Genomic DNA, 19,823 nt, shown 5'->3' with positions numbered 1-19,823 from the left:
GATTTGTATTATCTGTACAGCAGGGCATTGCCCAATAACAGAACTATGAGGAGTCAATTATGGGTATTTTTTCTCGTTTTGCCGACATCGTGAACGCCAACATCAACTCACTGCTGGAGAAAGCGGAAGATCCGCAGAAGCTGGTGCGTCTGATGATTCAGGAAATGGAAGACACGCTGGTTGAAGTCCGCTCTACCTCCGCCCGCGCGCTGGCTGAGAAAAAACAGCTTACGCGTCGTATTGAACAGGCCACCGCTCAGCTGAATGAATGGCAGGAAAAAGCAGAACTCGCGCTGCGCAAAGACAAAGAGGATCTGGCCCGTGCGGCGCTGATCGAAAAACAGAAGCTGGCAGAGTTGGTCGCGACGCTCGAGCATGAAGTGACCCTGGTGGACGACACGCTCACCCGCATGAAGAAAGAGATTGGCGAGCTGGAAAACAAACTGAGCGAAACCCGCGCGCGTCAGCAGGCGCTGACCCTGCGTCATCAGGCGGCAAGCTCTTCCCGCGACGTGCGTCGCCAGCTCGACAGCGGTAAGCTGGATGAAGCGATGGCCCGTTTTGAGTCATTTGAGCGTCGTATCGACCAGATGGAAGCGGAAGCCGAAAGTCACGGTATCGGTAAGCAGAAGTCGCTGGATCAGCAGTTTGCTGACCTCAAGGCCGATGATGAAATCAGCGAGCAGCTGGCGGCACTGAAAGCCAAAATGAAGCAAGACAACCAATAATAATGCCTGCGGCACCTGAACGTGCCGCATCGTAAGACAAGGAGTACACATGAGCGCGCTTTTTCTGGCTATTCCCCTGACGATTTTCGTGCTGTTCGTTTTGCCGATTTGGTTATGGCTGCACTACAGCAACCGTTCCTCACGGGGCGAACTTTCCCAGAGTGAACAACAGCGTCTGATACAGCTCTCCGATGAGGCGAACAAAATGCGTGAACGCATTCAGGCGCTGGAAGCCATTCTGGATGCTGAACATCCAAACTGGAGGGACCGTTAATGTCTGGACTGAATCTGAACAAAAAGCTGTGGCGAATTCCACAGCAGGGCATGGTGCGCGGCGTCTGCGCCGGGCTGGCTCACTATCTTGACGTCCCGGTTAAGCTGGTACGCGTGGTGACGGTGCTGTCGATCTTCTTCGGTCTGGCATTTATTACCCTGGTTGCGTACATCGTGTTGTCGTTTGTGCTTGACCCGATGCCGGAAGGAGAACTGGCGGCGGAAGGCGCTCCCACCAGCAGCGATCTCCTCAATGCTGTGGATGCGCAACTCGCCGCAGGTGAGAAGCGGTTACGGGAAATGGAACGTTATGTCACATCCGATACCTTTACGCTGAGAAGTCGTTTCCGTCAGCTTTAAGAGAGAAAAGAGATGAAACAACACTGGCAACAGGCCGGTCAGAAGGTAAAACCCGGCCTGAAAATCGCAGGTAAGCTGGTCCTGATGACCGCGTTACGTTACGGTCCGGCTGGGGTAGCGGGGTGGGCGATTAAATCGGTTGCCCGCAAGCCGGTCAGAATGGTACTGGCCGTGGCGCTCGAACCGCTGTTGCAAAAGGTGGCGAAACGGCTGTCACGCCGCTACTTATCCCAGTAGTTTCCGCTCGCAGCAGCCCTTTCTCTTCAAGGAGAGGGGCTGGCGATGATGACCCGCACTTCCTCATTTCACCTGCTTTCTTTGCGGCAGCTCACAATATTGCGCTGAGCTGCTTTGCAATCGCATTTTTCTCCTGCCCGGTCCGTTGACAGATATTTTTCATGGGAGTAGATTGCCATTCCGTGGGACCGCTACCATGGAAAATCAAGTGAACGAAAAAATTAAAGCACTCATTAATCTTGTTTATGGAAAAACGTTTTCTGAAGCACATCTCCATATGCTGCTGGAAAATATTGAAAAGGCCGCCTCTGTTATTACGGAAAGGCGTAAAATGGGCTGGGATGAAAAAGATATCGTTCTGATAACCTATGCCGATCAGTTTTCCGCGAAAGGGGAGAAAGCACTCCCTGTTTTTACACGTTTTTATAACAAATGGCTTTCGCATTCTTTTTCTCATGTCCATCTTTTGCCTTTTTATCCGTGGTCTTCGGACGATGGATTTTCTGTAATTGATTATCATGAAGTTGCGCCTGAAACGGGAACATGGCGAGACGTTGCTGAATTAAAACAATCAACCAGTTTGATGTTTGATTTCGTCTGCAATCATATGTCGGCCAAAAGTGCCTGGTTTGCTAATTACCTGAAGCAAATGCCGGGGTATGATGATTTCTTTATTTCTGTCGATCCTGAAACAGATTTATCCGCGGTGACGCGTCCGCGTGCCTTACCGCTTCTTACGCCTTTCACGCTTCATGATGGCAGCGTACGACATTTGTGGACCACCTTCAGTGAGGACCAGGTTGATCTCAACTTCGCCTCTCCGCAGGTGCTGATTGCGATGGTCGACGTGCTGCTGCATTACCTTATTGAAGGGGCGCGGTATATTCGACTGGATGCCGTTGGGTTCATGTGGAAAATACCGGGAACGAGCTGCATTCACCTTGAGCAAACCCACCAGCTCATCCAGCTTTTCCGCGCCATTACCGAGGCGGTTGCCCCCGGCACGGTGATTATCACCGAGACGAACGTTCCGCATAAAGATAACGTCTCTTACTTCGGTAACGGCGAAAATGAAGCGCAGATGGTTTATCAGTTCTCGTTGCCTCCGCTGGTGCTACATGCCGTGCACAGCCAGGATGTCAGCACGCTGAGCCAGTGGGCTGCGTCGCTGGCGTTGCCTTCCACCAAAACCACCTGGTTCAACTTCCTGGCCTCGCATGACGGCATTGGTCTTAACCCATTGCGCGGAATTTTACCGGAGTCGGAGATCCTCTCGCTTGTAGAAAAGCTCCAGACCGAAGGTGCGTTGGTTAACTGTAAAAATAACCCGGATGGCACACGAAGCCCGTATGAAATTAACGTGACCTATCTGGATGCCTTAAGTACGCGAGAAAGTCATGATAGCGAACGCATTGCCCGGTTTATTCTGGCCCACGCTGTCCTGTTAAGCTTCCCCGGCGTGCCTGCAGTTTATATTCAGAGTATTCTCGGCTCCCGTAATGATTATGATGGCGTAGAGCGTCTGGGATATAACCGTGCGATAAATCGTGAAAAATATGCCGCGGGTCAAATTGATTGCGCGCTTGAAGATAAAAATAGTCTCCGTTATCAGGTTTATAGTGCGTTAAGTCAGTTAATCGTATTGCGCCGGGCGGAAAAAGCATTCCATCCTGACAGTGAGGCTTATTTCAGTACGTCAGGGAAGCATGTTTTAAAAATTGTCCGCGTGGCGGATTGTGGTGAGAAAATAACAGCACTGTTTAATTTCAGTGATAATTCTCAAACGATTGAGTCCGATATTCACTCGGGAAGGGAATTGATTAGCAGAAAAGATATTACCGACACGACTCTGATCCTAAATCCATGGCAGGTATTGTGGATTAAAGAAAACTAAAAAGGACCTTAAACATGAAAATACCCAGAATTGTGCTGATATCAGCACTGGTTTCGTGCGCCCTGTTATCAGGCTGTAAGGATGACAAAGCGTCCTCTGTCACCATTGAGTTTATGCACTCGTCGGTAGAGCAGGAGCGTCAGGCCGTTATTACGAAACTGATCGAAAAATTCGAGAAAGAGAATCCGGGCATCACGATAAAACAGGTACCGGTAGAAGAGGATGCCTACAACACCAAGGTGATTACGCTGGCGCGAACCGGCGCGCTGCCTGAAGTGATTGAGGTCAGCCATGACTATGCAAAAGTGATGGATAAAGAACAGCTTCTGGATCGTGACGCAATCGCTGAAGCAATTAAGGCGGTGGGGGAAAACACCTTCTATGACGGCATCTTGCGCGTTGTCCGCACGGAAGACGGCGCAGCCTGGACGGGCGTGCCGATCAGCGCCTGGCTCTCTGGCGTGTGGTACTACAAAGATGTGCTGGCCGCGGCGGGCATTGAGGAGCCGCATAACTGGGAACAGCTTCTGCAAGCCAGCCAGCGCCTGAACGACCCGGCTAAAAAACATTACGGCATAGCGTTACCGACTGCGGAAAGCGTGATGACCGAACAGTCGTTCTCTCAGTTTGCCCTTTCCGGTGGCGCGAACGTGTTTGATGCAAAAGGGAATGTCGACATCGATACCCCGGAAATGGCCAAAGCGCTGGCGTTTTATAAAGCGCTGGCTGCGACCACCATGCCGGGTTCGAACGATGTTATGGAGATCAAAGACGCCTTCATGAACGGTTCTGCGCCGATGGCGGTTTACTCCACCTACATCCTGCCCGCCGTCTACAAGGACGGAAACCCTGCCAACCTGGGCTTCGTTGTCCCGACTGAAAACTCATCAGCGGTGTACGGCATGATCACCTCGCTGACGATCACCACCGGACAAACCGAAGAGGAGACCAAAGCGGCCGAGAAGTTTGTTACCTGGATGGAACAGGCTCAAAACGCGACGGACTGGGTCATGATGTCGCCGGGCGCGGCGCTGCCTGTAAACAAAGGGGTGGTGGGCACGGATACCTGGAAAAACAACGACGTGATTAAAGCGTTTGGGCAGTTGCCTTATGAGCTGATTGCACAGTTCCCGAACGTGCAGGTGTTTGGCGCGGTTGGGGATAAAAACTTCACCCGCATGGGCGACGTGACGGGCTCCGGCATTATCAGCTCCATGGTGCATAACGTCACGGTGGGGCAGAAGGACCTTAACACAACGTTAAGCAGCAGCCAGAAGCGACTGACTGATCTCATTACACAACGATAGGAGCGCTCTGCGGAAGGAAATTATGAAGACGTTGTTTTCTGGTCGTTCAGATATGCCTTTCGCCATGCTGCTGTTGGCCCCCAGCCTGATTCTGCTGGGGGGCCTGGTGGCCTGGCCAATGATTTCCAATATTGAAATCAGTTTTTTACGCTTGCCGCTCAATCCGCGCATTAGCGCCGTGTTTGTCGGCCTGGACAATTACATTCGCATCCTCGGCGATGCCGCTTTCTGGCACTCGCTGTGGATGACCTTCTGGTACACCGCGCTGGTGGTGATTGGCAGCACGGTGCTGGGGCTGGCCGTGGCCATCTTCTTTAATCGCGAGTTTCGCCTGCGTAAGACGGCACGTTCACTGGTGATTTTATCCTACGTCACGCCGTCTATTTCGCTGGTGTTTGCCTGGAAATACATGTTCAACAACGGCTACGGCATCGTGAACTATCTGGGCGTAGACCTGTTGCATCTGTATGACCAGGCGCCGCTATGGTTCGACAACCCGAACAGCAGCTTCGTACTGGTGGTGCTGTTCGCGATCTGGCGTTACTTCCCGTACGCATTTATCTCATTCCTGGCGATTTTACAGACCATTGATAAATCCCTGTATGAAGCGGCGGAAATGGACGGCGCGAATGCCTGGCAACGTTTTCGGATCGTCACGCTGCCCGCGATTATGCCGGTGCTGGCCACGGTGGTCACGCTTCGCACCATCTGGATGTTCTACATGTTTGCTGACGTCTACCTGCTGACCACGAAGGTCGATATTCTGGGCGTCTATCTTTACAAAACCGCTTTCGCTTTCAACGACTTGGGTAAAGCAGCGGCCATTTCTGTGGTGCTGTTCGTGATCATCTTCGCTGTGATTCTGCTGACCAGAAAAAGGGTGAACCTCAATGGCAACAAATAAACGCGTACTGAGCCGTATTGGTTTTTATCTCGGGCTGGCGGTATTTCTGATCATCACGCTGTTCCCGTTCTTCGTGATGCTGATGACGTCATTCAAGAGCGCCAAAGAGGCGATCTCGCTGCATCCGACCATTCTGCCGCAGGCGTGGACGCTGCAGCATTACATCGACATCTTTAACCCGCTGATCTTCCCGTTTGTGGATTACTTCCGAAACAGCATGGTGGTGTCGCTGACCTCATCGGTGATTGCCGTGTTTCTCGGTACGCTGGGCGCTTACGCCTTGTCCAAGCTGCGTTTTAAGGGACGCACGACGATCAACGCGAGTTTTTACACCGTCTACATGTTCTCCGGCATCTTGCTGGTGGTGCCGTTGTTCAAAATCATCACCGCGCTGGGGATCTACGACACCGAGCTGGCGCTGATTATCACCATGGTGACGCAGACGTTACCGACGGCGGTGTTCATGCTGCGCAGCTACTTCGACACCATTCCGGACGAAATAGAAGAGGCCGCGATGATGGACGGCCTTAACCGCCTGCAAATCATCTTCCGTATTACCGTACCGCTGGCGATATCCGGGCTCGTATCGGTGTTTGTCTACTGCTTCATGGTGGCGTGGAACGACTATCTGTTTGCGTCCATTTTCCTGTCCAGCGCCAGCAACTTCACCTTGCCGGTCGGGCTGAACACGCTCTTTAGCACACCCGATTATATCTGGGGTCGCATGATGGCGGCATCGCTGGTGACGGCACTTCCGGTGGTCATTATGTACGCCCTGTCTGAACGTTTTATTAAAAGTGGTTTGACCGCCGGTGGCGTGAAGGGCTGAGGCGGCCAATTTTAACAAGGAGTCAATCATGAAAAAATTAATTGCGACAGCGCCACGCGTGGCGGCGCTGGTGGAATATGAAGATCGTGCTGTGGAAGCACATGAAGTGAAAATTCGTGCCCGCTTTGGTGCCCCGAAGCACGGCACTGAAGTGGTCGATTTCCGCGCCGCAAGCCCGTTTATCGATGAAGAGTTCAACGCGGAGTGGCAGATGTTCACGCCGCGTGAAGAGGGCGCAGCGCGCGGAATCGAGTTCGGTAAGTTCCAGCTGGGCAACATGATTGTTGGCGACATTATTGAATGCGGTGCGGACGTCACGGAATACCAGACTGGCGATCGCGTCTGCTGCTACGGTCCGCTGCAGGAGACGGTTATCGTGAATGCCGTCAACAACTACAAGCTGCGCAAAATGCCGCAGGGCGCCTCGTGGAAGAACGCCGTCTGCTACGATCCGGCACAGTTTGCCATGAGCGGCGTGCGTGATGCCAACGTCCGCGTGGGCGACTTTGTTGTCGTGGTCGGCCTGGGAGCCATCGGACAGATTGCGATTCAGCTGGCGAAAAAAGCGGGCGCGTCAGTTGTTATCGGCGTTGATCCGATCGAACACCGCTGCGAGATCGCCCGTCGTCACGGTGCGGACCACTGCCTGAACCCAATCGGCACAGACGTTGGTCTGGAAATTAAAAAGCTGACCGGGAAGCAGGGCGCGGACGTGATCATCGAGACCAGCGGCTTTGCCGATGCGCTGCAGTCCGCGCTGCGCGGCCTCGCCTACGGCGGCACCATCTCCTACGTTGCGTTCGCTAAACCGTTCTCAGCAGGCTTTAACCTGGGGCGTGAAGCGCATTTCAACAACGCGAAGATTGTCTTCTCCCGCGCCTGCAGTGAGCCAAACCCGGATTACCCGCGCTGGAGCCGCAAGCGTATTGAAGAGACCTGCTGGGAACTGCTGATGAACGGTTATCTGAATTGTGAAGATCTGATCGACCCGGTCGTGACCTTCACCAGCAGCGCTGAAAGCTACATGAAATATGTGGATCAGCATCCGGAACTGAGCATCAAAATGGGCGTCACTTTTTAAGCTAAGGAAAGCAACTCATGAAAATCGCAACACAAAATCAGGCCTTTTTCCCGGGCAATATCCTGGAGAAATTCGAGTACATCAAGGCGATGGGTTTCGATGGCTATGAAATTGACGGCAAGCTGCTGGTGGAAAATCTCGCCGAGGTGAAAGCGGCGATTAAGGCCACCGGCCTGCCGGTCACGACCGCCTGCGGCGGATACGATGGCTGGATTGGTGACTTTATCGAAGAACGTCGTCTGAACGGTTTAGCGCAGATTGAACGCATTCTGGAAGCCCTGGCCGAAGTGGGCGGCAAGGGCATTATTGTGCCTGCAGCCTGGGGAATGTTTACCTTCCGTTTGCCGCCGATGACCTCTCCACGCAGCCTGGAAGGCGACCGCAAAGCGGTGAGTGCGTCGCTGCGCTGGCTGGATGAGGTGGCCGCGCGCACCGGAACCACCGTCTACCTGGAGCCGCTGAACCGCTATCAGGATCATATGATCAACACCCTGGCTGACGCACGACGCTATATCGAAGAGAACGGCCTCAAGCATGTGCAGATCATCGGCGATTTCTATCATATGAACATTGAAGAAGATTCGCTGACGGAGGCGCTGCATCAGCACCGCGATCTGCTAGGCCATGTGCACATCGCCGATAATCACCGTTATCAGCCGGGAAGCGGTAGCCTCGATTTTGCCAGCCTGTTCAATCAGCTGCGTGCGGATAATTACCAGGGCTATGTGGTATACGAATGCCGCGTACGCGCTGAGGACCCCGCTCAGGCTTACCGGGATTCACTCACTTATTTACGCGAATGCTAAGGATGACGAGCGTGATGAGTGCTTCAACAACGTCGCCACTGCGCGTCGCCATCATTGGCGCCGGGCAGGTTGCGGACAAAGTGCATGCCTCGTATTACGCCACGCGCAGTGATGTTCAGATGGTGGCTGTCATGGACAGCCGCCTCGAACAGGCACAGGCTTTTGCGGAGCGCCATGCCATACCGTCGGCGTGGCAGGACGCGTGCGCCATGCTGGAGGCGGTTAAGCCGGACGTGGTGAGCGTTTGTTCGCCAAACCGATTCCATTTTGAGCATGTGATGGCGGCGCTGGAGGCCGGCTGTCATGTGATGTGCGAAAAACCGCCTGCCATGACGCCGCAAGAGGCCGATGAGATGCGGATGGCCGCACGCAAGGCGGGGAAGGTGCTGGCATATGATTTTCATCACCGCTTCGCGCTCGACACGCAGCTGCTGCGCGAGGCCGTGATGAACGGAACGCTGGGCGAAATCTACTTCACCTCGGCGCAGGCGCTGCGGCGCTGCGGCGTGCCGGGCTGGGGCGTCTTCACTAACAAAGCGCTGCAGGGCGGTGGGCCGCTGATTGACATCGGTATTCACATGCTGGATGCCGCGATGTACGTGCTGGGTTTCCCGGCGGTCAAAAGGGTCACGGCGCACGGTTTCCAGAGGCTGGGAACCCGGAAAAGCAGCGGCCAGTTTGGCGAGTGGGATCCTGCTCAGTTTACGGTGGAAGATGCCCTGTTTGGCACCATCGAATTCTGCAACGGCGGCATTTTGCGTCTGGACACCTCGTTCGCGCTGAATATCCGCGAGCAGTCGATCATGAATGTCGCGTTTTGCGGTGAAAAGGCGGGGGCGACGCTTTTCCCGGCACATATTTATCAGGATGACGCCGGGGCGTTACAGACCCTGATACAGCGTGAAGAGGCTGACGATCAGCGCCATTTACGCAGCATGGAGGCCTTTGTCCGCCACGTGCAGGGAGAGCCCGTAATGATTGCAGATGCTGAACAGGGGCTGGTGATTCAGCAGCTTGTCGCGGCGCTTTATCAGTCGGCAGAAACAGGAGAAAGCGTAACATTATGCTGAGCGTGTCTGTATTAACCGATCCGGGCTTTTGTCCGCACAGTCTGAATAAGTACGCGTCCATTATGGCATGCGGTAACGGCTACATGGGCATTCGCGCTGCGCATGAAGAAGATTACACCCAGCAAACCCGAGGGATGTATCTTGCGGGCTTGTATCACCAGGCGGGACGTAACGAGACCACTGAGCTGATCAATTTGCCCGATATCACCGGTATCGAGGTTGAGCTGGACGGGGTGAATTTTACCCTTCTGTCCGGGGACATTCTTGAGTGGCAGCGCGAGCTGGCGTTTGCCAATGGCGAGCTGCATCGCCGCGTTGTCTGGCGCTCGCCCAACGGAAAGCGCTATCGCCTGGAGAGTCGTCGTTTTGTCTCTCTCGATCAACTGCCGCTTGTGGCCATGCAGCTTGCGATCACCCCGCTTGATGCAGCCTCGCAGGTGGTGATGAAAACCGGTATTGATGCCACACAAACCAATACCGGCCGTCAGCATCTGGATGAAATTTCTGTCAGGGTATTCGACCAGCACTATATGCAGGGTGTGTATGAAACACAGGACCGTGACTCTGACGTTGTTATCTCGGCTTTTTGTCAGCTATCAGCCGACAGCGAAAGCTGCTTTACCGCTAAAAATCGTCGGCTCTCTGCTCACTATTCCCTGACGATACCGCAGGGTGACACTGTCACGCTGGATAAGTTGGTCTGGGTGGCCCATCGCAGCGATAAAGCCCTGTCGCAGGAATCTTTTGCGCGCGGCGTGCTGGCGGATCTCAAGGTTTGTGCGGCAAGGGGATATGCCTCGCTGCTGGAGAGTTCAGCCTGTGCATGGGAAGACGTATGGTGTGATGCCCGGGTGGAAGTGGCTTCTGCAGCCCCTGACGATCAGATGGCGCTGGACTATGCCGTCTGGCACCTGACCACCATGACGCCAGCCCATGATGAGCGGAGCAGCATTGCCGCTAAGGGATTGACCGGTGAGGGGTATAAAGGCCACGTCTTCTGGGACACCGAAATATTCATGCTGCCTTTCCATCTTTTCACCCGTCCGCAGGTGGCCCGCAGCCTGCTGCGCTATCGCTGGCTGAACCTGGCCGGGGCCCGGGAAAAAGCCCGCCGCAACGGCTGGCCGGGCGCGCTGTTCCCGTGGGAGAGCGCCGCAAGCGGCAAAGAGGAGACGCCGGAGTTTGCAGCCATCAACATCCGTACGGGCTTACGGCAGAAAGTGGCCTCCGCCCTGGCCGAACACCACATCGTAGCGGACATTGCCTGGGCCGTTGTGGCCTACTGGCAGGCCACGCGTGATGACGCATTTATGCGCAATGAAGGGCTGACCCTGCTGGTGGAGACGGCAACGTTCTGGATGGGCCGCGCTACGGAGATTAACGGGCGCCTGGAAATTCATGATGTGATTGGGCCGGACGAATACACCGAACATGTGAATAACAACGCCTACACCAACTATCTGGCCTGGTACAACGTGGCCAGCGCATGTCGGTTTATGTCGATGTTTGAGCGTGAAGATGCCTGCTTCATGGAGAAGGCGACCACCTTCCTGGCGCGCTTGTGGCTGCCGGAAGCCGACGCCGGGGGAGTTATCCCGCAGGACGATTCGTTCATGGCGAAACCGGCGATCGATTTAAGCCGCTATAAAGCCAAAGCGGGTAAGCAGACCATCCTGCTGGATTACTCTCGCGCGGAAGTTAACGAGATGCAGATCCTCAAGCAGGCTGACGTGGTGATGCTTAACTACCTGTTGCCGGAGAAATTTACCCCCGCCCAGTGCGCGGCCAACCTGGCGTTTTACGAGCCACGTACGATCCATGACTCTTCGCTGAGCAAGGCTATTCACGGCATTGTGGCCGCCCGCTGTGGCGATACGGAAGGGGCCTACGCCTTCTGGCGCGCTGGCGTGGCTATCGATCTGGGCGACGATCCGCACAGTAGCGATGACGGTATTCATGCCGCTGCCACGGGGGCTATCTGGTCCGGCGTTATTCAGGGGTTTGCCGGCATGCAGATTGTTGAGGGCGAGCTGCACCTTGCGCCGAAGCTACCCGCTCGCTGGCGAAAACTTGCCTTCCCGCTGCGCTGGCAGAACGCTCGCCTGCACTTCACGTTTGAAAATGACGTTTTAACCATCGAGACCACCGCGCCCGTCACGTTAACCCTGTGGGGAAAAACGGTATGCGTATCGGAGCGGCAGGCACTGTCTCGTAGGGAATTTCTTACGTCTTTTAATGGGACCGCTACCACGGAGGCCAGCCATGAAGCCTGAAGCTGTTGTATTCGATCTTGATGGGGTCATCACCGATACGGCGCATCTCCATTTTCTCGCCTGGCGTTCGGTCGCGCAGGAGATCGGCATCACTATTGATGAGGTGTTTAACGAGGAGCTGAAGGGAATTAGCCGCATGGAATCCCTGCAGCGGATCCTGCGACACGGTGGGAAAGAGGGGGCGTTTGACGACAAACAATGCCTGGCGCTGGCGGGGAAGAAAAATGCGCTCTACGTCGCATCGCTGTCGTCGTTGACCGAGGCGTCGCTGCTGCCGGGCATCCGGGAGGTGCTGGCGGACATTCGGGCGGCGAAGGTCAAAATTGGGCTCGCCTCCGTTTCCCTCAACGCTCCTGGAATACTGCATGCCCTGGGTATTCATCGCGCCTTTGATTTTTGCGCCGATGCTTCCCGTATCGTCTGTTCAAAACCGGACCCGGAGATCTTCCTCGCCGCGTGTGCAGGCCTGGACGTCCGCCCCGAGGCGGCCATTGGGGTCGAAGATGCGCCCGCGGGCGTGGCGGCGATCAACGCGGCGGGCATGCTGTCGGTCGGGATTGGCTCAGGCCTGGCCCATGCGGGACTACAGCTTCATTCGACGCAGGAACTGACCTGGAAATGCCTGACCGATTTCTGGGCCTCCCGGGCGTATTGATAAGGAATTAAAAATGGCACAACTGTCACTGAAACATATTCAGAAAATTTACGATAACCAGGTCCACGTGGTGAAGGATTTTAACCTCGAAATCGAGGACAAGGAGTTTATCGTTTTTGTCGGCCCGTCCGGTTGCGGTAAATCGACGACGCTGCGCATGATTGCCGGGCTGGAGGAGATTTCCGCCGGTGAACTGGTAATCGACGGCGTTTGTATGAACGATGTGCCCGCCAAGTCACGCGACATCGCCATGGTGTTCCAGAACTATGCGCTTTACCCGCATATGACGGTCTACGACAACATGGCGTTTGGCCTGAAGATGCAGAAAATCGCCCCGGCGGTTATCGAAGAGCGCGTCAACTGGGCGGCACAGATCCTCGGCTTACGGGAGTACCTCAAGCGTAAACCCGGCGCGCTGTCCGGCGGCCAGCGTCAGCGCGTGGCGTTGGGCAGGGCGATAGTGCGGGAAGCGGGCGTGTTCCTGATGGATGAACCGCTCTCCAACCTCGATGCCAAGCTCCGCGTGCAGATGCGGGCTGAAATCAGCAAGCTTCACCAGAAGCTCAATACCACGATGATTTACGTGACCCACGATCAGACGGAAGCCATGACGATGGCGACCCGCATTGTGATCTTAAAAGACGGCATTATTCAGCAGGTCGGTGCACCGAAGCAGGTATACAACGAGCCGGCAAACATGTTTGTTGCGGGGTTCATTGGCTCGCCAGCCATGAACTTTGTTCGTGGTGCCATCGACGACCGCTATTTCGTCACGGAAACGCTGCGCCTGGCGATCCCGGAAGACAAGCTCGCTGCACTGCAAGCCGCTGGATATCAGCGTAAAGCTGTGGTCTTTGGGATCCGCCCGGAAGATATTCTCACCCAGCAGAGTAGCGGTGAAAATATCGCGGTGAAAGTCAGCGTAGCCGAACTGACCGGTGCGGAGTTCATGCTCTACGCCACCGTTGGCGGCCATGAGCTGGTGGTTCGCGCGGGAGCCGCGAATGATTATGCCGCAGGGGATAATATCGGCATCCAGTTCGATATGAATAAGTGCCATTTCTTCGACGCCGATACCGAAGCGGCTATTAGATAAGAAAGGTGTTTGCCGGAAATGCAAATTTCCGGTTTTTTGTTTGTTAATTCTAAAGGGAATATTTTATGAGTACTCTACTAAAAAGTGCTGCGCTCGTGCTGTGCGCAGGGGTGAGCTGCGCACATGCAACAGAAACGGCTAAACAATGGGAATTTAATATTGGCGCGATGTATGAAATTGAAAACGTCGAAGGCCAGGGAGAAGATAAAGACGGATTATATGAACCCTCCGTGTGGTTTAATGCGACCTGGGATGCCTGGACTATTTCGCTGGCGATGTATCAGGAAGGACCGGTTGATTATAGCAGCATGACCCGTGGGACCTATTTCGATCGCCCGGAATTTGAATTACGCTATCGTTTTATTGGTACCGATGATTTCACGTTCGGTCTGACCGGTGGTTTCCGTAATTATGGCTATCACTTTAAGGATGAACACGGCGCCAGAGACGGCAGCGCAAATATGCAGCGCTACAAAATTCAGCCGGACTGGGATATTAAATTAACCGAGGACTGGCGTTTCGGCGGCTGGTTTGCCATGTATCAGTTTGCCAACGATCTGGAAAAAACCGGCTATTCAGACAGCCGCGTCGAAACCGAAACGGGCTTTACCTGGACCATTAACGACACCTTTGCCGCTAAAGTGAATTACTATTTAGAGCGCGGTTTCAATATGGACGGTTCACGTAATAACGGCGAGTTCTCCACTCAGGAAATTCGCGCCTACCTGCCTATTTCATTGGGTCAGACGACCTTAACGCCTTACACCCGACTGGGGCTCGATCGCTGGTCGAACTGGGACTGGCAGGACGATCCTGAGCGTGAAGGACATGATTTCAACCGTCTGGGTATGCAGTACGCCTATGACTTCAACAACGGTTTATCCATGACGCTTGAATACGCCTACGAATGGGAAAACCATGACGAGGGTAAAAACGACCGCTTCCACTATGCGGGCGTTGGGGTAAATTACGCGTTCTGACCCGTGGGTCTTCCAGGGGCCTGGTGCCCCTGGTTTTAGCGCAGCGAGGCCGCCAGTAAAAAATGGGTATCAACCAGCACTTTTTGCGGGGCGGGGTGACCCGCAATACGCCTGAAGAGAAGATCGCAGCTCTCTTCCCCCAGTTTGCGGGTGGGGATATCAAAGCCGCCTGGTGCGGGCGTTAAAATGAGAGACAGCATCGGGTCACTGTATCCGGCTATCACTACCTGTTCCGGTATCATCAGATTTAACTCATCCGCCGCGCGATAAAGGCCGAGTAACTTCATGCTGTCGGTAGCAAATACGGCATCAGGCGGCGTGGGTGAAGAGAGCAGTTCCAGAGCCGCCTTAAGTGCACTCTCATGGGTATAACCACCATCCATGATCCAGTCCGGGTTAATCGCAATATGGTGCTTTTCCAGACTGGCTTTATAACCCGCCAGGCGATCGATAGAAACATGATATTCAAGCGGCGCATGCAGGCAGGCAATTTTCCGGCGGCCGTTTTTGATAAAGGTTTCCGTCAGCGTGGCGCTGTCATGAAAATTATCCGTGTCGACGGAATAAATATTCTGATACTCACCTTCCACTTTGCCGATAACCACTACCGGTACGCCATACGCGTCCAGCGTGGTGAAAAAGGATTCATTTGCGGGCGAACTCAGCATGATGATCCCTTTGATCATCTTCTGTTTTATTTTACTCACGCATTTCAGGAGATCGTCTTCACTGCTTTTTGAGGTTTGTAAAATAACATCGAATCCTTCTTCTTCCGCTTTTGCCGTAATGGCATGAAGAACATCGGAGAAAAAAGGATTGCCGGCAGTGGTTTTGGTTGAACGGGTCGAAATAACCATAATGGCATCGAATCCTGAAGAGGTCAGGGCACGGGCCAGTTTGTTGGGCTGATAATTTAATTCGTCAATCGCCTTCAGCACTTTGTCACGCGCTTCAGGAGAAATATTCGTTTGTTTATTCAGAACGCGGGAAACGGTTGATTTCGATACGCCCGCAACCCGTGCGATATCATAAATGGTGGGTGACATACACCTTACTCACTCAGGACTGACAGCAATGGCGTTCATCTTACTGGAGAAAAAACGGCAATAGCAATAAATAAGAATTGATAATCAACGATCTGCCCCCATTTATTGTATTCTGAAGCCATGCATTCAAGGCTTCCAGGCAACGAAGGACGGCGATGAAGCGACTTAAAAACGAAATCAATTCACTGGTAAACCGCGGCGTTGACCGTCATCTTCGACTGGCGGTGACGGGGTTGAGCCGAAGCGGTAAGACGGCGTTTATCACCGCGATGGTGAACCAGCTCCTGAACCTGCACGCCGGGGCGCGTCTGCCGTTGCTTGGCGCGGTGCGGGAAGAGCGTCTGCTGGGCGTTAAGCGCGTTCCACAGCGTGATTTTGGCATTCCCCGTTTTACCTATGACGAAGGGCTGGCACAGCTTTATGGCGACCCGCCCGCGTGGCCGACGCCGACGCGAGGGGTCAGTGAAATTCGTCTTGCGCTGCGTTTCCGCTCGAATGAATCCCTGATGCGCCATTTCAAGGATACCTCCACGCTATATCTTGAAATCGTCGATTACCCCGGCGAATGGCTGCTCGACCTGCCGATGCTGGCGCAGGATTACCTCAGCTGGTCACGCCAGATGACGGGATTGCTGCAGGGGCAACGCGCCGGGTGGTCGGCCAAATGGCGACAGCTGTGCGAAGGGCTGGACCCGCTTGCCCCAGCAGATGAAAACCGTCTGGCGGCCATTGCCGACGCCTGGACGGCGTATTTACACCAGTGTAAACAGGAAGGGTTACACTTCATTCAGCCGGGGCGCTTTGTTCTGCCGGGTGATTTAGCGGGCGCGCCTGCGCTTCAGTTTTTCCCCTGGCCGGATGTGGATGGGGTGGGCGAGTCGACGCTGGCGCAGGCGGATAAGCATACTAACGCCGGTATGCTGCGCGAGCGCTACCATTACTATTGTGAGAAGGTGGTCAAGGGATTCTATAAGAACCACTTTTTACGATTTGACCGTCAGATTGTGCTGGTGGATTGTCTGCAGCCGCTCAACAGCGGGCCACAGGCATTCAACGACATGCGCCTTGCCCTGACGCAGCTGATGCAAAGTTTTCACTACGGGCAGCGTACGCTGTTCCGCCGTCTTTTCTCACCGGTGATCGATAAACTGCTCTTTGCGGCCACAAAAGCCGATCACGTCACCGTCGACCAGCATGCCAATATGGTGTCGCTGCTACAGCAGCTGGTACAGGACGCCTGGCAAAACGCCGCCTTCGAAGGGATCGGCATGGATTGCCTTGGGCTCGCGTCCGTGCAGGCGACGCAAAGCGGGCTAATTGACCTTAACGGCGAGAAAATACCGGCATTACGCGGGAACCGGCTCAGCGACGGTGAACCGCTTACAGTCTACCCAGGCGAAGTGCCTGCGCGGCTGCCGGGCCAGGCCTTCTGGCAGAATCAGGGCTTCCAGTTTGAAGCCTTCCGCCCTCAGACCATGAGCGTCGACAGGCCTTTACCGCATATCCGTCTGGATGCGGCGCTGGAGTTTTTGATTGGAGATAAATTGCGATGACGGAACCGTTAAAACCGCGCATTGACTTTACCGGAACGCTTGAGCAGAACCCTCAGGAGGCGTTCAAAACGGCGCAGACGTTCAGCGGTACCCAGGCCGATAACTTTGCCCCGGCGCTGCAGGACGACCCGGTTGTTGAGGATGGTCCGGCGGAGGCGGTCGTGGACGCCGCGCTGCGTCCAAAACGCAGCCTGTGGCGCAGGATGGTCACCGCCGGTCTGGCGCTGTTTGGCGTAAGCGTGGTGGGTCAGGGCGTGCAGTGGACGATGAATGCCTGGCACACGCAGGACTGGGTGGCGCTGGGCGGATGTGCCGCAGGCGCGCTGATTGTGGGGGCTGGCGTCGGGTCGGTTGCCACCGAATGGCGTCGACTCTGGCGTCTGCGACAGCGCGCGCACGAGCGTGATGAAGCGCGGGATCTGCTCCACAGTCACGGCACCGGGAAAGGGCGCGCGTTCTGTGAAAAGCTGGCCAGCCAGGCCGGAATCGATCAGTCGCATCCGGCGCTTCAGCGCTGGTATGCCGCCATCCATGAAACTCAGAATGACCGGGAAGTGGTGACGCTCTATTCCCACATGGTACAGCCGGTGCTGGATGCTCAGGCGCGGCGCGAGATCAGCCGTTCTGCGGCGGAATCCACATTGATGATTGCCGTCAGCCCGCTGGCGCTGGTCGATATGGCTTTTATCGCCTGGCGTAACCTGCGCCTGATCAACCGTATTGCGAAGCTTTACGGCATAGAGCTGGGTTACTACAGTCGGATCAGACTGTTTAAGCTGGTCCTGCTCAATATCGCGTTTGCCGGGGCGAGTGAGCTGGTGCGCGAAGTGGGCATGGACTGGATGTCGCAGGATCTGGCGGCGCGTCTTTCTGCCCGTGCGGCTCAGGGCATCGGTGCGGGATTATTAACCGCACGCCTGGGGATTAAAGCGATGGAAGTCTGCCGTCCGCTGCCCTGGATTGACGGCGATAAGCCCCGGCTGGGGGATTTCAGGCGTGAACTGATCGGCCAGCTCAAAGAGACGCTCAATAAAAAACCTTCGCCGTGAGGTTTTGTTCACTAATCGTGCTGGCTGTCAATATTTGTTGACAGCCATCTTCCCGATCACCGTGTTCTGACATATCATTTTACTGTTATTGGCTTAAAACGGTGAATTTCCCATGCGTCTTGAAGTCTTCTGTGAAGACCGTCTCGGTCTGACCCGCGAATTACTCGATCTTCTTGTTTTACGTAGCATTGATTTACGTGGCATTGAGATCGATCCTGTCGGGCGAATTTACCTCAATTTTGCCGAAATTGAATTTAATACCTTCAGCAGCCTGATGGCGGAAATCCGCCGTATCGCTGGCGTTACGGATGTACGCACCATTCCCTGGATGCCGTCCGAGCGTGAGCACCTGGCGCTGAGCGCGCTGCTGGAAGCCATGCCTGAACCGTTCCTCTCTCTGGATTTGAAAAGCAAAGTTGAGCGCGTTAACCACGCGAGCTGCCAGCTTTTCGCGCAGAGCCAGGAGAAGCTCAGCAATCATCACGCCGCGCAGCTGATCCCCGGTTTTAACTTCCAGCGCTGGCTGGACAGCAATCCGCAGAACACGCACAGCGAGCATGTGGTGATTAACGGGCAGAATTTCCTGATGGAGATCACGCCGGTCTATCTGAAAGGGGAAGGGAATACCCGCGTGTTGACCGGGGCGGTGATCATGCTGCGCTCGACGCTACGCATGGGTCGTCAGCTGCAAAACCTCTCCAGTCAGGACGTTGGCGCGTTCAGCCAGATTATTGCCGTCAGCCCGAAAATGCGTCATGTGGTTGATCAGGCGCGTAAGCTCGCAAGCCTGACCGCGCCGCTGCTGATTACCGGCGATACCGGCACCGGGAAAGACCTGCTGGCTCACGCCGTGCATCTGGCGAGCCCGCGTGCGGCTAAGCCTTATCTGGCACTTAACTGTGCCTCTATCCCGGAAGATGCCGTTGAAAGCGAGCTGTTTGGTCACGCGCCGGAGGGCAAGAAAGGGTTCTTCGAGCAGGCTAACGGCGGTTCCGTACTGCTGGACGAGATCGGCGAAATGTCGCCGCGTATGCAGGCTAAGCTGCTGCGTTTCCTGAACGACGGCACGTTCCGCCGCGTCGGTGAGGATCACGAGGTGCATGTGGACGTGCGCGTCATTTGCGCCACCCAGAAGAACCTGGTGGAACTGGTGCAAAAGGGGATCTTCCGCGAAGATCTCTATTACCGTCTCAACGTCCTGACGCTGAACATTCCGCCGCTGCGCGATTGCCCGCAGGACATCATGCCGCTTACGGAGCTGTTCGTCGCCCGCTTTGCCGATGAGCAGGGGGTTCCTCGTCCGAAGCTGTCTGCCGATCTGGGCACGGTGCTTATGCGCTACGGCTGGCCGGGGAACATTCGTCAGCTCAAAAACGCCGTATATCGTGCGCTGACCCAGCTTGAAGGGTATGAGCTGCGCCCGCAGGATATCCTGTTGCCGGATTACGACGCCGGAACGGTATCGGTAGGGGAAGAGGCGATGGAAGGGTCGCTTGATGACATCACCAGCCGTTTCGAGCGTTCTGTGCTGACGCAGCTGTACCGCAGCTATCCCAGCACCCGCAAACTGGCAAAACGCCTGGGCGTCTCGCACACCGCGATCGCCAATAAGCTGCGTGAGTATGGTTTGAATCATAAGAAAGGTGACGAATAACTAAAAAGCCTCTGCAAAGAGGCTTTTT

At 55.0% G+C, this 19,823-nt stretch carries 19 protein-coding genes; 18 read left to right on the top strand and 1 reads right to left on the bottom strand.

What is annotated here, in order from left to right; genetic code table 11:
- Nucleotides 1-59: 59 nt before the first annotated feature.
- The 15 genes from pspA (at nt 60) to PI91_RS14960 (ending at nt 14,493) form a co-directional block, all read left to right on the top strand.
- Nucleotides 60-728, top strand: a complete 669-nt coding sequence (gene pspA / locus PI91_RS15030) for a phage shock protein PspA (protein WP_021240283.1) — start codon at nt 60-62, stop codon at nt 726-728.
- Between the two features lie 49 nt (nt 729-777).
- The gene (gene pspB, locus PI91_RS15025; RefSeq protein ID WP_008501236.1) at nt 778-1,002 is read left to right on the top strand and encodes an envelope stress response membrane protein PspB; all 225 of its coding nucleotides are present in this window, start codon (nt 778-780) and stop codon (nt 1,000-1,002) included.
- Nucleotides 1,002-1,361 (top strand): envelope stress response membrane protein PspC, encoded by a 360-nt coding sequence (gene pspC / locus PI91_RS15020; protein ID WP_008501237.1) that lies wholly within the window; start codon nt 1,002-1,004, stop codon nt 1,359-1,361. Before pspB ends, pspC begins: the two co-directional genes overlap by 1 nt.
- A gap of 12 nt (nt 1,362-1,373) precedes the next feature.
- A complete protein-coding gene (pspD, locus tag PI91_RS15015; RefSeq protein WP_023292260.1) occupies nt 1,374-1,598 on the top strand; it encodes a phage shock protein PspD in 225 nt (74 codons plus the stop codon).
- 196 nt (nt 1,599-1,794) lie between these two features.
- On the top strand, nt 1,795-3,492 hold the full coding sequence (locus tag PI91_RS15010) for a sugar phosphorylase (RefSeq protein ID WP_039266516.1): 1,698 nt from the start codon (nt 1,795-1,797) through the stop codon (nt 3,490-3,492).
- A gap of 14 nt (nt 3,493-3,506) precedes the next feature.
- Nucleotides 3,507-4,799 (top strand): ABC transporter substrate-binding protein, encoded by a 1,293-nt coding sequence (locus PI91_RS15005; protein ID WP_039266515.1) that lies wholly within the window; start codon nt 3,507-3,509, stop codon nt 4,797-4,799.
- Between the two features lie 22 nt (nt 4,800-4,821).
- Nucleotides 4,822-5,703 (top strand): carbohydrate ABC transporter permease, encoded by an 882-nt coding sequence (locus tag PI91_RS15000; protein ID WP_008501242.1) that lies wholly within the window; start codon nt 4,822-4,824, stop codon nt 5,701-5,703.
- Nucleotides 5,690-6,532 carry a carbohydrate ABC transporter permease gene (locus tag PI91_RS14995; RefSeq protein WP_008501243.1) on the top strand — a complete coding sequence of 281 codons (843 nt, stop codon included), beginning with the start codon at nt 5,690-5,692 and terminating at the stop codon, nt 6,530-6,532. The genes PI91_RS15000 and PI91_RS14995 overlap by 14 nt, the downstream gene beginning before the upstream one ends.
- 28 nt (nt 6,533-6,560) lie before the next feature.
- A complete protein-coding gene (locus PI91_RS14990; protein ID WP_039266514.1) occupies nt 6,561-7,613 on the top strand; it encodes a zinc-binding alcohol dehydrogenase in 1,053 nt (350 codons plus the stop codon).
- 17 nt (nt 7,614-7,630) lie between these two features.
- Nucleotides 7,631-8,419, top strand: coding sequence for a sugar phosphate isomerase/epimerase (locus PI91_RS14985; protein WP_039266513.1), 789 nt, complete (start codon nt 7,631-7,633; stop codon nt 8,417-8,419).
- 11 nt (nt 8,420-8,430) lie between these two features.
- The gene (locus PI91_RS14980) at nt 8,431-9,489 is read left to right on the top strand and encodes a Gfo/Idh/MocA family protein (protein ID WP_088728495.1); all 1,059 of its coding nucleotides are present in this window, start codon (nt 8,431-8,433) and stop codon (nt 9,487-9,489) included.
- The gene (locus PI91_RS14975; RefSeq protein ID WP_039266511.1) at nt 9,483-11,762 is read left to right on the top strand and encodes a glycoside hydrolase family 65 protein; all 2,280 of its coding nucleotides are present in this window, start codon (nt 9,483-9,485) and stop codon (nt 11,760-11,762) included. The genes PI91_RS14980 and PI91_RS14975 overlap by 7 nt, the downstream gene beginning before the upstream one ends.
- The gene (gene pgmB / locus PI91_RS14970; RefSeq protein WP_025913062.1) at nt 11,752-12,417 is read left to right on the top strand and encodes a beta-phosphoglucomutase; all 666 of its coding nucleotides are present in this window, start codon (nt 11,752-11,754) and stop codon (nt 12,415-12,417) included. Before PI91_RS14975 ends, pgmB begins: the two co-directional genes overlap by 11 nt.
- A 13-nt stretch (nt 12,418-12,430) precedes the next feature.
- Nucleotides 12,431-13,513, top strand: coding sequence for an ABC transporter ATP-binding protein (locus PI91_RS14965; RefSeq protein ID WP_039266510.1), 1,083 nt, complete (start codon nt 12,431-12,433; stop codon nt 13,511-13,513).
- A 65-nt stretch (nt 13,514-13,578) separates the two neighbouring features.
- Complete coding sequence (locus PI91_RS14960) at nt 13,579-14,493, top strand: OmpG family monomeric porin (RefSeq protein WP_039266509.1); 915 nt, start codon at nt 13,579-13,581, stop codon at nt 14,491-14,493.
- Between the two features lie 35 nt (nt 14,494-14,528).
- Here the strand turns inward: PI91_RS14960 and PI91_RS14955 are convergent, their stop codons facing one another.
- On the bottom strand, nt 14,529-15,539 hold the full coding sequence (locus PI91_RS14955) for a LacI family DNA-binding transcriptional regulator (RefSeq protein WP_008501251.1): 1,011 nt from the start codon (nt 15,537-15,539) through the stop codon (nt 14,529-14,531).
- 155 nt (nt 15,540-15,694) lie between these two features.
- Here PI91_RS14955 and PI91_RS14950 point away from each other — a divergent pair, with 155 nt between their 5' ends.
- The 3 genes from PI91_RS14950 to tyrR all read left to right on the top strand — a co-directional run bounded on the left by PI91_RS14950 (nt 15,695) and on the right by tyrR (nt 19,795).
- A complete protein-coding gene (locus PI91_RS14950; protein WP_032674908.1) occupies nt 15,695-17,092 on the top strand; it encodes a YcjX family protein in 1,398 nt (465 codons plus the stop codon).
- Complete coding sequence (locus tag PI91_RS14945; RefSeq protein WP_039266508.1) at nt 17,089-18,141, top strand: YcjF family protein; 1,053 nt, start codon at nt 17,089-17,091, stop codon at nt 18,139-18,141. Before PI91_RS14950 ends, PI91_RS14945 begins: the two co-directional genes overlap by 4 nt.
- A gap of 112 nt (nt 18,142-18,253) precedes the next feature.
- Nucleotides 18,254-19,795 carry a transcriptional regulator TyrR gene (gene tyrR, locus PI91_RS14940; RefSeq protein ID WP_008501254.1) on the top strand — a complete coding sequence of 514 codons (1,542 nt, stop codon included), beginning with the start codon at nt 18,254-18,256 and terminating at the stop codon, nt 19,793-19,795.
- Nucleotides 19,796-19,823 lie beyond the last annotated feature (28 nt).

Source organism: Enterobacter sp. FB (genome assembly GCF_000805795.1).
Taxonomy (GTDB): Bacteria; Pseudomonadota; Gammaproteobacteria; order Enterobacterales; family Enterobacteriaceae; genus Enterobacter; species Enterobacter roggenkampii.
This window is presented reverse-complemented; position numbering and strand designations above follow the sequence as displayed.